Source organism: Brevibacterium mcbrellneri ATCC 49030 (genome assembly GCF_000178455.1).
GTDB classification, from domain to species: domain Bacteria; phylum Actinomycetota; class Actinomycetes; order Actinomycetales; family Brevibacteriaceae; genus Brevibacterium; species Brevibacterium mcbrellneri.
This window is the reverse complement of record NZ_ADNU01000037.1, coordinates 72,295-86,041: the sequence shown is the minus strand read 5'-3', so window position 1 is coordinate 86,041 and position 13,747 is coordinate 72,295. Positions and strand designations below refer to the sequence as shown.

13 protein-coding genes are annotated in these 13,747 nt (G+C 58.1%); 6 read left to right on the top strand and 7 right to left on the bottom strand.

Features of this window, described 5'->3' with window-relative positions; translation table 11 throughout:
* Positions 1-8 precede the first annotated feature (8 nt).
* From HMPREF0183_RS06245 to HMPREF0183_RS06235, 3 genes are read left to right on the top strand one after another with little or no spacing between them, the layout of a single operon-like run.
* Positions 9-617, top strand: coding sequence for an ECF transporter S component (locus HMPREF0183_RS06245; protein ID WP_005884039.1), 609 nt, complete (start codon positions 9-11; stop codon positions 615-617).
* Entirely contained in the window at positions 614-1,999 is a 1,386-nt protein-coding gene (locus HMPREF0183_RS06240) for an ABC transporter ATP-binding protein (protein WP_005884037.1), read from the top strand. The genes HMPREF0183_RS06245 and HMPREF0183_RS06240 overlap by 4 nt, the downstream gene beginning before the upstream one ends.
* Positions 1,989-2,768 (top strand): energy-coupling factor transporter transmembrane component T family protein, encoded by a 780-nt coding sequence (locus HMPREF0183_RS06235; RefSeq protein WP_005884035.1) that lies wholly within the window; start codon positions 1,989-1,991, stop codon positions 2,766-2,768. Before HMPREF0183_RS06240 ends, HMPREF0183_RS06235 begins: the two co-directional genes overlap by 11 nt.
* Before the next feature lie 28 nt (positions 2,769-2,796).
* Here HMPREF0183_RS06235 and HMPREF0183_RS06230 read toward each other — a convergent pair whose 3' ends face one another.
* Positions 2,797-3,114, bottom strand: coding sequence for a putative quinol monooxygenase (locus HMPREF0183_RS06230; RefSeq protein WP_005884033.1), 318 nt, complete (start codon positions 3,112-3,114; stop codon positions 2,797-2,799).
* A 35-nt stretch (positions 3,115-3,149) separates the two neighbouring features.
* On the opposite strand from HMPREF0183_RS06230, the gene radA reads away from it, so the two are divergent.
* Together radA and HMPREF0183_RS12100 are read left to right on the top strand one after the other, a co-directional pair.
* A complete protein-coding gene (gene radA, locus HMPREF0183_RS06225) occupies positions 3,150-4,490 on the top strand; it encodes a DNA repair protein RadA (protein WP_040348314.1) in 1,341 nt (446 codons plus the stop codon).
* A 447-nt stretch (positions 4,491-4,937) separates the two neighbouring features.
* Positions 4,938-7,373, top strand: coding sequence for an HNH endonuclease signature motif containing protein (locus tag HMPREF0183_RS12100; protein ID WP_005884030.1), 2,436 nt, complete (start codon positions 4,938-4,940; stop codon positions 7,371-7,373).
* Between the two features lie 124 nt (positions 7,374-7,497).
* Here HMPREF0183_RS12100 and HMPREF0183_RS06215 read toward each other — a convergent pair whose 3' ends face one another.
* A complete protein-coding gene (locus tag HMPREF0183_RS06215; protein ID WP_040348311.1) occupies positions 7,498-8,235 on the bottom strand; it encodes a hypothetical protein in 738 nt (245 codons plus the stop codon).
* 38 nt (positions 8,236-8,273) lie between these two features.
* Between HMPREF0183_RS06215 and HMPREF0183_RS06210 the strand changes: the two genes are divergently transcribed.
* The gene (locus HMPREF0183_RS06210) at positions 8,274-9,212 is read left to right on the top strand and encodes an HhH-GPD family protein (protein ID WP_005884028.1); all 939 of its coding nucleotides are present in this window, start codon (positions 8,274-8,276) and stop codon (positions 9,210-9,212) included.
* Here HMPREF0183_RS06210 and HMPREF0183_RS06205 read toward each other — a convergent pair.
* From HMPREF0183_RS06205 to HMPREF0183_RS06185, 5 genes are all read right to left on the bottom strand, one after another.
* On the bottom strand, positions 9,186-9,725 hold the full coding sequence (locus HMPREF0183_RS06205; protein WP_005884026.1) for an amino-acid N-acetyltransferase: 540 nt from the start codon (positions 9,723-9,725) through the stop codon (positions 9,186-9,188). The genes HMPREF0183_RS06210 and HMPREF0183_RS06205 overlap by 27 nt on opposite strands.
* The gene (locus tag HMPREF0183_RS06200) at positions 9,726-10,451 is read right to left on the bottom strand and encodes a VIT1/CCC1 transporter family protein (RefSeq protein ID WP_005884024.1); all 726 of its coding nucleotides are present in this window, start codon (positions 10,449-10,451) and stop codon (positions 9,726-9,728) included.
* A 22-nt stretch (positions 10,452-10,473) separates the two neighbouring features.
* Positions 10,474-13,086: an ATP-dependent Clp protease ATP-binding subunit gene (locus HMPREF0183_RS06195; protein ID WP_005884022.1), complete on the bottom strand. Its 2,613-nt coding sequence runs from the start codon at positions 13,084-13,086 to the stop codon at positions 10,474-10,476.
* Positions 13,087-13,213: 127 nt separating this feature from the next.
* Complete coding sequence (locus HMPREF0183_RS06190; protein WP_005884020.1) at positions 13,214-13,540, bottom strand: histone-like nucleoid-structuring protein Lsr2; 327 nt, start codon at positions 13,538-13,540, stop codon at positions 13,214-13,216.
* Positions 13,509-13,742, bottom strand: a complete 234-nt coding sequence (locus tag HMPREF0183_RS06185; protein ID WP_005884018.1) for a hypothetical protein — start codon at positions 13,740-13,742, stop codon at positions 13,509-13,511. The genes HMPREF0183_RS06190 and HMPREF0183_RS06185 overlap by 32 nt, the downstream gene beginning before the upstream one ends.
* Between the last annotated feature and the right edge of the window lie 5 nt (positions 13,743-13,747).

Below are 13,747 nucleotides of genomic sequence, written 5' to 3'. Positions count from 1 at the left end.
GAGGATACATGTCATCGACGACAGAAGCAGTAAAGACTCACACAAACACGTGGCGAGTTGTTGACATTGTTGTGTGCGCCGTAATCGCGGTTGCGGTTGGCCTTTTGTTTGCCTTGTGGGCAGCTCTGTGGAGTGGCTTTGAGTTGCTGTTTGCCACGACTTTCCCGCCTGCCGTGGCGCTGTTTGGTGGCGTGTGGGTGCTCGCGGGCCCGCTGGCCGCAATGATCATCCGCAAGCCGGGTGCCGCGCTGTTCTGTGAGCTGCTGGCCGCGATTTTCGAGGCTGTTTTGGGCTCCCACTTTGGTGTGGTTGCGGTGTTCTCTGGGTTCTTGCAGGGGCTGGGTGCGGAGCTCGTGTTTGCCGCGTTCAGGTACCGCAAGTTCACGCTCCCCGTGAGCATTCTGGCAGCCATGCTTGCGGGACTGTTCATGGGTGTTCACGAATCGATCATTTACCTTGCGGAATGGTCGTTGGGCTTCCGGGTTGCTTACACCGGTCTTGCCGTGCTGTCATCAGCCGTTTTGGCTGGGGTGATCCCATGGTTGCTCACACGCATGCTCGCTTCAGCTGGGGCGCTCAACGCGTTTGCTTCTGGTAACACCGGGCGCGAGGTGTGAGCCACCTCCGCGCGACCGATTTTGGGTGGAAGCACGCCGGCCGTAAGCGACCTGCCCTCACCGGAATTTCGCTGGACATTGCGGCTGGCGAGCGCGTCCTGATTGCGGGCGCGTCTGGGGCTGGCAAGTCCACGTTCTTGCACGCTGTGGCCGGGGTTTTGCCCAGTGAGTCGGGGACTCAATTTGGGCAGTTGCTCATCGACGGCACGGCCCCGGACCCTACCCGAGGTCGTACCGGCTTGGTTTTGCAGGACCCGGATTCGCAGGCGGTGTTGTCACGAATTGGCCCTGACATTGCGTTTGGGGCTGAGAATCTGCGGGTTCCGGTTGAGGAGATCGCTGAGCGTGTCCAGTGGGCTATGGAGACGGTGGGGTTGCCATTTCCGCCAGAGTGGCCCACAGCCAAGCTGTCGGGTGGGCAGAAGCAGCGGGTTGCTCTTGCTGGGGTTTTAGCGATGCGTCCGTCGATTATTTTGCTGGACGAACCCACGGCAAACATTGACCCACAGTCGGCTCCTGGGTTGCGGGATGCTGTGATCCGGTCTGCGGATGAGACCGGTGCGACGTTGCTGGTTGTTGAGCACCGTTTGGATCTATGGGCCCAACACGTGGATCGCATGGTGGTCCTCTCCCCCACCGGGGTCATTGCGGACGGCCCGCCACACCACATCATGGAGACGCACCGGCAGGAGTTGGAAGACGCCGGCTTGTGGTTGAGCCACGTACGGCCCAAGCGTCGGATAATGCGTGAGGCCACCGGCCCGCAGCTGCTCCAGGTCGACGCCACAGTGGGTCGCCAGGCAGACGTCAACCACGTGGCGTTTTCCCTGGCACAAGGTCAAGCGTTGGCAATCACGGGAGCCAACGGGGCCGGAAAGTCCACGGCGGCGCTGACGGTAGCGGGGCTCTTGCGACCTCGGGCGGGGCAGGTCACAGCAAGCCCGGAACTACAAGCCTGGGCGCCGGAGTTTCCTGTGCGTAGCGCCAGCCCGCATAAGTGGAAGGCCCGGACGTTGGCGCGCAGGATTGGGAAGGTGTTTCAGACTCCTGAGCACCAGTTCGTCACTCGCACGGTGCGTGACGAGCTGGTTTTGGGCGGGGTGGACCCGGACTCGGTGTTGGAGCGGTTGCGGCTTGACCATGTGGCGTTGGCGCACCCGTCCACGCTCAGCGGTGGCGAAAAGCGGCGGTTGAGTGTCGCGTGCATGCTGGCCGCGCCAGTTCTCATTGTGGACGAGCCCACGTTTGGGCAAGATGCGCACAGCTGGCGGGAGTTGGCCCGGTTACTCAACGAGGCGGTTGATGGCGGGGCTGCACTGCTCACAGTGACGCACGACCCGGATTTTATTCACGCAGTGGGGGCTGACGAGTATGGGATTTGAGGTTCGTTCTACTCCGCTCACCCGCACTAACCCGCTCACCAAGATCGCCATTATGTTGCTGATTACGGTGGGGGTTGTCCTGTCGATTGACGTGGTCAGCGCGTCACTCATGATGGTTTTTGTGATTGTGTTTTTCCCGCTGACTGGGTTTCCTGTGAAGCGGTTGTTTACCCACTTGTGGTTCATTCCGCTGGCCGCGTTTGCAACGGGGTGGGCAACTGTTCTGTTGGCCGAAGGGGCTGGCCCGGTCCTGTTCAACTTTGGTCCGTATGAGGTGACGGCCAGGTCGGTTGAGGTGGGGTTTGCGCTGTTTTTGCGCTCGCTCGCGATGTCGCTGCCGTGCGTGGTTTTAGCGTTTTCAATCGATTCGACTGAGCTGGCTGATTCTCTGGTCCAGCTGTTAAAGATGCCTGAACGGTTCGTTTTGGGGGCTTTGGGGGCCGCGCGTTTGGCGGGGCTCTTGTCAGAACAGTTGGAGACGATCCGGTTTGCCCGCCGTGCCCGAGGTGTTGCCCACGGAGGTTTCTTTGGGGGCCTTCGCGACTTTCTTCCTATCGCGTTCGCGTTGCTGACCGAGGCTATTCGGCGAGCTGTGCGCTTAGCGATGGCGATGGAGGGGCGTGCGTTTGGTACCAAGGGCCGCACGTGGACTCGTCGGGTGAGCCTGGGAGCCCGCGACTGGGTGGCGATGGGGTGTGCAGGCGTGCTGGCCGCAACCTGCATCACCGCATCGGTGGCCACCGGGAATTGGAACTTTATTTTGAGTTAGATCTGGTGGCAGCCCGGTCAGGGTGTCGTTAGATCTTCAGTTCGCCCATATCTTCGAACCCGTTGCCTTCAACCTGGCGGGAAACGATCTGCGGGGTCGAAAGTAGGTGCGGGCGCATAGCTTCGATACCCTTGGCAAAGTGGTCACTGGTGACGTGAGGTTCAGCACCTTCGTCGGTGAAACCTTCAACCAGCACGTACTGGTTGTCTTTTTCGAGGCTCTTGGACCATTCGAAGAACAAGTTTCCTTCTTCAGCACGAGTGGCCTCGGTGAACTCGCGAACGATTTCAGGCCACTGGTCGACGGATTCTGGTTTGACGTCATATTTCACAACAATGAAGTACATAGTCCCCAGTGTAGGTGTCATGGGAACATAGATCTATGGCGTACACGTGTAGCGAATGTGGATCTTCAACCCCTAAGTGGATGGGAAAGTGCCCCAAGTGCCAGTCGTGGGGAACCCTTGAAGAAAGTGCCGGCCCAGGTGTGTCCGTCAAGACCCAAGCTACTTTTTCTGGCAAACGCGCCACCCCGGTCACACAGGTGGACGCAACCACCGCCTCGGCGACGTCCACCGGGGTCAGCGAACTTGACCGCGTGCTGGGAGGCGGACTGGTGCCAGGTGCCGTAATCCTGCTGGCCGGCGAACCGGGGGTGGGTAAGTCCACGCTGTTGCTCGATGTGTCTGCGAAAGCCGCGAAGGCTGGCAGGCGCGTTTTGTATGTCACCGGTGAGGAATCGCAGGGGCAGGTGCGCCTGCGAGCTGAACGGACGGGAGCGCTGTCGGACAATCTGCTCTTGGCAAACGAAACTGACTTGGCGGCGGTGTTGGGGCTCATCGAGGTGGAAGACCCGGAGCTGCTCATTGTGGATTCGGTGCAGACCTTGGCGTCTGACCGGGTGGAAGGTGTGCCGGGTGGGGTCACACAGGTGCGGGAAGTTGCGTCCGCAGTGATCCGGGCAGCGAAAGCGCGTAACCTGCCCACCGTGCTGGTGGGTCACATCACCAAGGACGGGACGGTCGCGGGCCCCAGGCTGTTGGAGCACTTGGTGGATGTGGTGTGTTCGTTCGAAGGCGATAAGCACACGCGTTTGCGCATGTTGCGGGCGATTAAAAACCGTTTTGGTCCCACCGACGAGGTGGGGTGCTTTGCCATGACGGAAGAAGGGATCACTAGTGAATCCGACCCGTCCGGGTTGTTCTTGTCGCGGTCGCAAATTAACGCTCCGGGCACGTGTTTGACGGTGACGCTGGACGGGAAGCGCCCGTTGGTGATCGAGGTGCAGGCGCTCACTCTGGAGGCGGCCGGTGGGAATCCTCGACGAACCGTGAGTGGAATGGATTCTAACCGTGTGGCCATGCTCATCGCGGTAGCCTCGAAGAGCATGAATTTGGCGCGGTCTGATGTTTTTGTGTCGACCGTGGGCGGGGCGAAGATTCAAGAACCGGCAGCTGACCTGGCGGTGGCTTTGGCGTTGGCGTCGGCTGCGGCGGACAAGCCTCAGTATTCGCGGTTGGTGGCGATTGGCGAGTTGAGCCTGTCCGGTGAGATTAGGCGCGTGCCCAACGTGGGGCAACGGTTAGCAGAGGCTACGCGCATGGGGATCGACACTGCCGTGGTTGCCAGCGGGTCGCTGGCAGATGTGACCTTGCCTCAGGGTATTCGGGTGAAGGAAGTGAGCAACCTGGCCCAAGCGATTGAGCTGACGCTGAAACGGTAGGTAGGCAGGCCCAAACGGCGCCAAGCGAGCGATACGGCGCATTATATTGCGCAGTTTTGCTCGCTTTGGGTGGTTTCGTCTGGTTGGGGCTGTTTCTTGTCCAGGCGCCCAGCTTGCCTAGCCACCAAGCGCAATCTCGCGCCAATTAAGTGACGCCGCCAAGGCCTATGTTGGCGCGTGAAGTAGAACTCCGTGCTGCACCTATTAAACACCGTCACCTCTGCGTAGGAGCGGACCGCAGTCTGTATAACTAGACACCTTTACCCTCACTCGTCCGGCCTGATCGTGCGTGCAGAACAGCCCGGTCCTACCCTCCCTCTGAAAGCCCTTTCTTTGTGGGTGCGACTGAACGCTCGTTCGAACGCAAATAGAAACAAAACGAACAAAACCCTTGACTTGCGCATTCGAACGCAAATAGAATAGGGGTACACAAGGAGGTGAACCCACATGACCACAACACATGCGGACACGCGCAACGACTTATATGACGGGCCGGCTGTGGAACTGTTTGAAACAGTCAAGGACACAACATGCCTCTTGGACGAAGCGCAGGTGAAACAAGCCGAAGCCGTAGCAGCAGTCATTAGCGCCCACATAGTGCCGTTAGATGACTTCACTCATGGTCTACACGCGGTGTTTACCTCTAATCCCGGTGCTGGCCCACTCGTCACAGGCGGTGCAACAAACGAGACCGTGAGGGCAAGCTCAAATGCGGGAGCAATTGCTTCCCGTGGTGGGTCTGTTGGTGTGGATGATGTGGTGGCGTGTGTGGTGTTGCCTACGGGTGAGGTGGCCACAGTGGCCAGTGTTGAACGTGTGGCTGATGAGTTGCCGACTCCGACTGAGGGGGTGTTGGCGAAACTGTTGGATTGCACACGATCCCAGTTGGTAACCCGGGTGCGGAAAATCATGACAGCAGTCGTACTCATGCCCAAACTCTGGTCACTAGCCAAACAAGGCGTGATCAGCTTCGACAGGGTTTTGTACACAGCTGGCAGGGTTGTTCGTGCTGGGGTGTGTATCCCCGTGTTTGATGACATGCTCACCAATAAGCGTGTGAACGTGCCCTGGAAAACCTACAGACGACACGTCAATGAAATCCTTGCGATGCTTATGACTCCTGAAACCCAGGTGGAGAACGCTCGGCGTAACCGGGGAGTGACGTATTGGGTGAATGATGACGGGACAGCCACACTGTCGCTGACGGGGCCTGTGTTGGAGATGGAAGCGTTTTATCAACGGGTGCGTGGAACAGCCAGGGCTATCCTCGCGAACCACATAGAACCGTTTACTGCCACGTTAACGGATGAACAACAAGCCCTGTTCATTACCGAGGGCAATGGTGAAACCACTGAAGTGCGGGTTGGTGACCTGGGTCGGGTTGAGGTTGATGATGACCGGCTCATGGACCAACTCACCCTGGACTTGATTACCGGGGCGAAACCCTCAACCACGTTGCGTGTCCGCGTGACCCCGACAGGTAAACACGCCCCCATCACAGTCACCAACACCAAAGACGCCTTCGGCCCAGGTGTTCCTGGTGCGGAATCCGATGGTGTTTTCCAAGCTGGCGGTCCCGGAATGGATACCCGTAGCGATGCGGCTGGCCCTGGCCCGGGTGAGTCTGGTTCTGTGTGGGCTGAAAAACGTGAAGTCAAACAAGCGGAAGACGTGTACGAGCTTGAGTTGTGCGTATCCATGCCTGAAAAAGACGAATGGCTCAAAGCCCAAGCCGGTATCACCGTCACCATCCCAGTCTTGCACTTCCTCACGCACCTACCGCCACCAGGCACGGAGAGAATACCCGAGGAACAAAGACCTGAGAGACAACGCCCTGGAAAAGACCCCGGGGCAGACAAACACAGACCCGAATCAGATCAAGGCTTCAGAAGAAACCAAACCGACGAACGAATATATGAGGACCAAGGGAGTAGTGCGCCACCAGGGACTGATGTGCCGCCGGGTGGTGGAGCAACCTTAAACCCGGAAGAGTTCTTGAACGCTGACGAGCCCCAGATAGCTGGTGCGTCTGTGGGTTCGGGTAGTGAGCTTGATTTTGGGTTGCCGATCAAGGTGGACCCAGATGTGCGGGTTCCGGTGATGATGAATGGCCGGGTGCCATTAGACGCAAAGACTGCTGATGAGCTGATCGCTCAGGCGAAGTGGGTGTACCGGATGTTCACAGACCCCGAAACCGGGGTAGTCCTAGAATCCACACCGACGAAGTATTACATCCCAGCAGCTCTAAAACGCATGGTGGAAGCTAGGCATCCTGATTGCAGTGCCCCCTGGTGCGCTACACCTGCCAGGGTGTGCGAAAAAGACCATATCGAACCGTTCAACCACCAGGTCCCCGAGTCGGGTGGGTTGACTGTGATGGAGAACCTGCACCCGTTGTGTAAGCGGCATCATCAGGAGAAAACCCAGAAACGCTTACGCGTCGACAAGATGGATGACGGTTCCCTGGCATGGGTGTTCCCACGGATTGGTGCCATGCTGGTCTACCCACCAGAATCACGGATTAACCAACTCCAGTACGAACGGTTACTCGAGTACTTCGACACCGGCGACCAAGACATCAGCCACACCATCAACGAATACCAAGCAACCGAACACCAAACCGCTCCCACCCCTGAGGATGTAGCAACTCAAGAATCAGGCCACGAGACTGTGCATGGTGAAGCGATCTGGCAGTGTGCAACCGAACGCGAGTACGTGCAGAAAGCAAGCAACATGCGCAGCCCTGCACCCGGGACTGCTGAAAGTCCAGAACAGGCCTACGAGTACCCCCGTGAGATCGCTGACGAGTACGCGATCGCAGGGGAGGTATTCAACGGAGACACCCGCCCATGGCAACCCAGCGAAGAACCACCACCATTCTGACCACAGCCATTGTGATCAGCGTCTTTCGAAACAGGCCACGGTAACCAAGACCGCGCTAAATCTGGTCACCCGATACGCAGCCGTTCTAGCCAGGACAGCCCTAACCTCGGCCTTACTCCGGGCCTTAGTTCTGTTCCTTGTCCTGAGGCTTGTCCTCGCCTGCAGGCTTCTTCTCTTCTGGCTTTTCGACCACGAACTTAGCCGGCTGACTCTCGATGTCGCCCAGCTTGGTCACTAGCGTGTACTCGCCCGGGTCAAGCGTGTCTTTTGTGCGGTTGCACTTGTCGTCCGTGGGAATCATGTCCCACGGCAAAACCGATTTCTTGTTTGCACCAGCCACAAACACCTGCGTTTGGTCCTTCTGCTTGCCACTCACACAGAATGCGGAACTCCACACGGTGTCCTTGTCCTTCTTCACGGTGAACGTCTGTTTCTGCGGCCCCACGTCGATTGCGCACGACGCGTTGTGCTTATTCGTCACGCCCAATTCCAGCTTGATCACCGAGTTGGGTTTATAACTGGGCTTGTCGGTCTTGGCTGAAATCTCAACAGCTTCAGTAGGGCACTTACCCGACGCCTCATCAGGCCCAGGTTCCGCCGACTCCCCACCAGCACCATCGGACCCATCAGACTCACCTGCGCCGCCCTGCGAACCGTCGCCGCCCTGCTCATTACCAGACCCAGCTTGCACCTGCGGCTCTCCCGGCCCGGCCGTGTTCTTCGTGAGCCCTTGCGCCAACAGCACAATACCCACGGTAAACAGGGCCAGAACAACAACTGACAACCCCAGCACAGTAATGCGCCGCCTGCGGTACACAGACGCGGGAAGTCGACCAGCACGAGAGTTGTTATTCTGAGACATCCCTTGAAGCCTAGACCCCCAGCCGGAGATGTTAAACCTTGACACACCAAAAAGTCGCTCGCGCGCTCACTGACTGGTTCGCCAGCGCACAGCGGCCCCTCCCGTGGAGGGCCGCGGACACCTCGGCCTGGGCGGTGCTTGTCTCTGAAATCATGTCCCACCAGACCCCCATGAGCCGCGTGGAACCAGTGTGGCGAGATTGGATGGAACGCTGGCCCACTCCCCGCGCGCTGGCTGACGCCCCCACCGCCGAGGTGTTAGTCGCCTGGGGCTCGCTCGGTTATCCCCGGCGCGCATTGCGGTTGCAGGAATGCGCCCGAGCGATTGGGGACGGCGAGGTTCCGCGCACCGAAGAAGGTTTGTTGGCCCTGCCCGGGGTGGGACCGTACACGGCGGCCGCGGTTGCGTCCTTTGCTTTTGGTGAGCGGACGATTGTGCTCGACGTGAACGTGCGGCGGGTGTTGTCGCGCGTGTTCGCTGGTGTTGACCACCCCAAACCAGCCTTGAGCAAAAAAGAACACGCATGGGCCAGGCAGTTCGTTCCTAAGGACCACCACGTTGAGTTCAACGCCACGGCCATGGAGTTGGGTGCTTTGGTGTGCACGTCCCGCAACCCCTCGTGTCACGAGTGCCCGTTGGCGGAGCACTGCGCGTGGCTCAAAGCTGGGCAACCAAAAAGCGGTGTCCGACCCAAAACCCAAGCGTGGCACGGCACCGACCGGCAGCTTCGCGGCGCCATCATGACCGTACTTAAAGAGTCCGCAGTGCAGGGAAGCACCTTGCGCGAAGATTACTTTACGGCTCCGGCCGCTGATTTTGAGGACACCGTCATCACGGGACTTCCAGAAGCAGTGGGATCGTCCCTGACCCGCGTGCGGGCTTTGGGGACACACGACCGGATCGCCCGGCTCATCGATGACCTGGTGAGCGACGGCCTCGCAACCCGCAACTCAGGCGTTCTCAGCCTGCCCCAGTGAAATCATCATCCGGTAGTTGCCCAACGTGTTGGGTTTCACCCGGGCCAAGTCCAGGAACTCGGCCGTACCTTCGTCCTGTGAACGCAACAGTTCAACGAACACTTCAGGAGACACCGGGGTTCCCGTGATCTGCTCAAACCCCAGGGAAGCAAAGAAATCGCGTTCGAACGTTAAACAAAACACCCGGTCAACGCCCAGGTCTTTTGCCCGCTGAAGGAGACTCTCAATGAGCGCGCGACCCACACCTCGGCGGCGGAACTGTGCGCTGGTTGCCACTGTCCTCACCTCTGCCAAGTCTTCCCAGAACACGTGGAGTGCGGCACAGCCGGCCAAAGTGCCGTCGGGGTCTGTCACCACCATGAACTCTTGAATGTTCTCGAAGTAGTTCACGTGGTCTTTGGGCACCAGGATGCGCTCGTCAATGAGCGGCTGGCACAGTGCCCGGATAGCGGCCACGTCCGAGGTGCGGGCCGGCCTGATGAGCAAACCGGACTCCAGTTTCGTTGACTTCATTTATCCCACCACTGTTCCGAAAGTGGCCCCGATTGCGTACGTGGCCACCATGGTGACAGTACCCATAATCACGTTACGAAGCACGGCAGGTACGCGAGGCGCTTGGCCCAGTGTGGCACTCAACCAGCCGGTTAACGCAAGACCTACAACAACTGAGAATGCAGTAGCCCATACTCGCGCGTCGCCCAATGGTAGAAGAATGACAACAAAAGGAATGAGCGCTCCAACAGTGAACGCGACAAACGAAGAAAAAGCAGCAACCCAAGGGCTGGTGTACTCGTCAGGCACGATCCCCAGCTCAGCTTCTGCGTGAGCTCGTAAAGCGTCTTTCTCCGTCAGCTCTTTAGCTACTTGCATCGCCAATTCGGATGAAATTCCTCGCTGCTCGTACAGGTGAGCCAGCTCTGCGAGCTCCTCATCCGGCATTTCTGCAAGCTCGCGACGTTCTTTTTCGATCAGCGCTCTTTCCGTATCACGCTGGGTGCTGACAGAGACATACTCACCACCAGCCATGGAAAAGGCACCGGCGGCTACCGCCGCGAGACCAGCGGTTGCGATCGCAGGAATACTCGTAGTCGCACCGGCAACACCAATGACTACACCGGCGGTGGACACAATTCCGTCATTGGCACCAAGAACACCGGCCCGCAACCAATTCAGTCGCTGGCCGGTGTTCGTGCCGTGGGGTTCTCGATCATGCTGCGCAGGTACAAGATTCTCACTCACACAGCAAGTCTAGAACTCTGCCTTACTCTTCGGTGGTTTGGTTAGCCTGTGCTACCGCTTTTCCACCTGCTCCGTCAGTGTCGTCCGTGACGTCCGGTTTGCCAGCCTCTTCGTTCGCAAGACCGGCTTCCGGGATCGCGCCCGTGTTGTCTTTTTCGTCCTTGGAACGTGTGAGCACACGGTCGTCCATTTCTCCGCGGAAGGTGAACGTGGCCAGCGGCCCTTCGCCTTCCACGTCCACGTAGATGCGCTGTCCCGAGTGCAACTCGTTGAACAGGATCTTTTCCGACAGTGGATCTTCGATGTCCTGCTGGATGGTGCGACGCAGAGGACGTGCACCCAGAACGGGGTCGAACCCACGGTCAGCAAGAGCGTTCTTGGCGTCGTCAGACACCTCGATGCTCATGCCCTGATCAGCCAGACGCGTGTCCAGACGGGTCAGGAACAGGTCCACAATCTCGACGATTTCTGCCTTCTGGAGCTGTGGGAACACAATCGTGTCGTCGACACGGTTGAGGAACTCAGGACGGAAGTGCTGCTTGAGCTCTTCGTTGACCTTTTGCTTCATACGGTCGTAGCTGGTTGACGTGTCGTTGTCAGCCTGGAAGCCCATGGGGGTTCCACGGTTGATGTCGCGCGTACCCAAGTTCGTGGTCATGATGATGATGGTGTTCTTGAAGTCCACCTCACGACCCTGCGAGTCCGTCAAACGACCGTCTTCCAGGATCTGTAGCAGCGAGTTGAAGATGTCCGCGTGGGCCTTTTCAACCTCATCGAACAGCACGATCGAGAACGGACGACGGCGCACCTTCTCTGTGAGCTGCCCACCTTCTTCGTATCCCACGTATCCCGGAGGCGAACCGAACAGACGCGACACAGTGTGCTTCTCAGAGAACTCACTCATGTCCAGGCTGATGAGAGCAGACTCGTCACCGAACAAGAACTCAGCAAGTGCCTTAGCGAGCTCCGTCTTACCCACACCGGTAGGTCCGGCGAAGATGAACGAACCGGACGGACGCTTGGGGTCTTTCAGCCCAGCACGCGTACGACGGATTGCCCGCGACACCGACTTGATCGCATCGTTCTGACCAATAATGCGCTTGTGCAGTTCGTCTTCCATGCGCAGAAGACGCGACGACTCTTCTTCCGTCAGCTTGAACACAGGGATGCCGGTGGCCTTAGCCAGAACTTCAGCGACCAGCTCTTCGTCAACGATCGCGCCGCCACCCTTAGCGCCTGAACGCCACGCCTTTTCGGCCTTGTCACGTTCCTTGGTGAGCTCCATCTCCGTGTTGCGCTCATCAGCTGCAAGCTCAAAGTTCTGCTTGTCGATTGCAACTTCTTTACGCTTACGAGCTTCTGCGATCTTTTCGTTGAGATCCTTGATTTCCTGCGGTTCACTCATACGGGTGATGCGCAGTTTGGCACCAGCTTCGTCAATGAGGTCAATCGCCTTGTCCGGCAGGTAACGGTCGTTGATGTAGCGGTCAGAAAGGTTGACTGCAGCTTCCAACGCACCGTCGGTGATGGTCACCTTGTGGTGGTTTTCGTACTGGTCACGCAGACCGCGCAGAATCTGAACAGCGATATCGAGCGTAGGTTCTGGCACCTGGATAGGCTGGAAACGACGTTCCAGAGCCGCGTCCTTCTCGATGTTCTTGCGGTACTCGTCCAACGTGGTGGCACCAATTGTTTGGAGTTCCCCGCGGGCCAACATGGGCTTCAGGATCGAGGCGGCGTCAATCGCACCTTCGGCTGCACCCGCACCCACCAGGGTGTGGATTTCGTCAATGAACAGGACGATGTCCCCGCGAGTACGGATTTCCTTAAGGACCTTCTTCAGGCGCTCTTCAAAGTCACCGCGGTAACGCGAACCAGCCACCAGTGAACCGAGGTCCAAGGTGTACAGCTGCTTGTCTTTGAGCGTTTCAGGAACATCACCGGCCACGATCGCCTGCGCGAGACCTTCGACAACCGCCGTCTTACCTACACCGGGTTCACCGATGAGAACCGGGTTGTTCTTGGTCCTACGCGACAGCACCTGCATGACGCGTTCCATCTGCTCTTCACGCCCAATGACCGGGTCCAGCTTGCCTTCCCGTGCAGCAGCGGTGAGGTTGCGCCCAAACTGGTCAAGCACCAGCGAACCAGACGGCGTGCCTTCTTCACGCGCACCGGTTGAAGCAGGTTCTTTGCCCTGGTAACCGGAAATGAGCTTGATAACTTCCTGGCGCACACGGCCGAGGTCGGCGCCCAGCTTCACGAGTACCTGAGCGGCAACGCCTTCACCTTCGCGAATGAGACCTAAAAGAATGTGCTCGGTACCGATGTAGGTGTGTCCCAGCTGCAGGGCTTCCCGCAGGCTGAGCTCCAACACCTTCTTTGCACGCGGGGTAAAAGGAATGTGACCGGTAGGAGCCTGCTGCCCCTCACCAATGATGTCGACTACCTGTTCACGTACACCCTCGAGGGAAATGTCCATTCCTTCGAGCGCTTTGGCAGCGATTCCTTCACCTTCGTGGATGAGCCCCAAAAGAATGTGTTCGGTTCCGATGTAGTTGTGCTTTAGAAGCTTGGCTTCTTCCTGTGCCAGCACGATGACTCGACGGGCACGATCTGTAAACCGTTCAAACATTTGCCCTCCTATTTCTGGATTTCTAAGACTGTAACCATGCGGGCCAGTGTTTTATTTGCAGTTTCGCCATCAGCCGAAACAGTTCGGCTGATGGCGAAATTCTGTGAGTCCTAGACGGCTTATGAGGTTATTGGGCCAGTGACTTCGCGTATGCTTCGATCACTTCACTCGATAGACGTCCGCGGGCTGAAACTTCGAACCCGTTGTCGCGTGCCCAGTCCCTGACCTTGGTCGCATCGACGCGGCTGGACGATGCCTTCTTCTTAGGAGTGCGTGAACCAGCGACGCGACGGGCCTTAGAAACATACGGTTCAAAAGCACCGCGGAACTTAGCCGCGTTGTCGCTGTTCAGTTCAATTTCGTAGTGATTTCCGTCAATCGAAAATTCGATGGTTTCGTCTGCGGGAGTTCCGTCGATGTCGTCAGTGAGAACGACCTTCATCGTGCGTGCCATGTGAGCTACCTTCCGCTTGGTCAACCTGATCGTTGTGGGATCCCGGCCGCGCCGTCGAAGCCCCTTCTGATTCAGCTAGCTGAGCGTAATACTTGTCCATTTGTTTACGTTCGATGCTGTCTGATCGAATAATGGCACGAATCACGTACCAAAAAATCAATCCGACAACGATCGAAGGAAGCAATACTTTAACGTATTCCACTATCT